Source organism: Heyndrickxia sp. FW510-T9 (assembly GCF_058781025.1).
Genome location: NZ_JBYSWK010000101.1, coordinates 1 through 1830 on the forward strand (window position 1 = coordinate 1; position 1830 = coordinate 1830).

The following is a 1830-nucleotide window of genomic DNA, read 5'->3' on the forward strand; positions in this document are numbered from 1 at the left end:
ACCACCGTACGTACCGTTCGGTATACGGCGGTTCGAAAGTTTTATGGTATCAAATTATTATATGGGAAAGTTGCTTCAGATTTTGGCTTTCCCAGTATTTGTTGTTAAGTGCTCGATTTATTATTTGATTATTAGATGAGTGCCAAATTCCCTTGCGGGTATTTGCCATCTTATACGCTTCCTTTGACTCGATTCCAAGCTTTAGTAGGTTTCGGTATTTGGATGATACTTTCTTCCATTCTTTCCATCTACATGCCCGTAATCTTCTACGTATATGTTGGTCTATTTTAATGGCGTAACTACGTATATCGCCTATTTTAAAATAATTACCCCATCCTTGTATCAAATAATTCAATCTCTTTATTCGATTACTCATCTTTGTACTCCAACTTCGACTAGTAAGCTTCCGTATCTTATCTTCCAATTTTTGTTTGCTCTTTTTCGGCACGTATACCCTTGTTTCTTTCTTGCTTCGGTAGAAGCTCATTCCTAAGAATATTCGTGCGCTGGGCTTTCCCACCGCGGTTTTCTCCTCATTTACCTTTAGTTTTAATTTATTTTCGATAAAGGTGGTGATACCTGTCTTAACTCGTTCCCCAGCCTTAATGCTTTTCACATAGATATTGCAATCATCTGCGTAACGAACGAATTTATGTCCTCGTTTTTCGAGTTCTTTGTCTAACTCATTTAACATAATATTACTAAGTAATGGACTAAGGGGACCGCCTTGCGGGGTTCCTTCTTTGTCGTATGTAACCACGCCATTCTCCATCACACCTGCATTTAGGAATTTCCGAATCAGTTTAAGAGTCGGTTTATCCTTGATATACCTAGCGACCAGCGACATTAGTTTATCGTGTTGAACTCGATCAAAGAACTTTTCTAAATCCATGTCTACGACATATTGATAACCTTCATCTATATAAGCTTGTGCTTGTTGAATTGCTTGATGAGCACTTTTATTTGGACGAAATCCGTAACTATATGGGCTGAAAATAGGGTCAAATAGTGGAGTTAGTATCTGTACGACCGCCTGTTGAACTACTCGGTCTGTAACTGTTGGAATTCCCAATTTACGTTTTCCACCATTCCCTTTTGGAATTTCAACCCTTCTAACAGGTTGTGGAGTATATTGTCCCGTCCGAATTTGGTAAATGACTTTCTCACTATTTTCTTTTAAATATTGGCGTGTTGCTTCTATATCTTTCCCATCGACTCCCGCAGCACCTTTGTTTCTTCGTACCCTTTTAAAAGCTTCGTTAAGATTGTCACGGTCTGTAATTAAATAAATTAGTCCATTTGATTCCATATGTGTTCCATGTGTTCAGAAGTGAATGTGTACGGTTCCACTCTTCGCTCATTGCCTCCACGTTCCGCATTTCGGCTTTGAAGAAGTCTTACGATTAGCTGTGTCATAACCGCCACATTATCATCTAACCATGTTTCACTCCTTTCGTTCAGCCCTTCCCATTTCTGGTACTATGGCTTCTGCTGACTTCTGACGGTTCAACCTATTTATCACTAAATAGGTTCCAAAAAGGGTTTCCATCAGATCTCCCGGGGTAAGTCCGTCCACTTTCACCTCATCCATCTGCCACATTTATTGCCGTTGTTTCTGGAGATATTTCGGATTTCAGTTTGTTTGGCAACCTCATCCAACAACGACAACCTCGAATGTGATTCGTGTACCTCAGACCAAGGTTTTGCCTCGAGCTTCCTTCAGATTCTGCGTCACCGCAGACACCCTTGCTTTTGGCTAGTGGTTCGCATATCCCAACGTCCACAGTGAACTTTCATCACCTAGTTGACGGACATGCCCGGCACACCAAA

At 40.7% G+C, this 1830-nt stretch carries 1 protein-coding gene; it reads right to left on the minus strand.

All coding sequences use genetic code 11. The annotated features are described in order from the left end of the window. Nucleotides 1-49: 49 nt before the first annotated feature. Entirely contained in the window at nucleotides 50-1309 is a 1260-nt protein-coding gene (gene ltrA / locus AC3WJF_RS22985) for a group II intron reverse transcriptase/maturase (RefSeq protein WP_492456416.1), read from the minus strand. Nucleotides 1310-1830 lie beyond the last annotated feature (521 nt).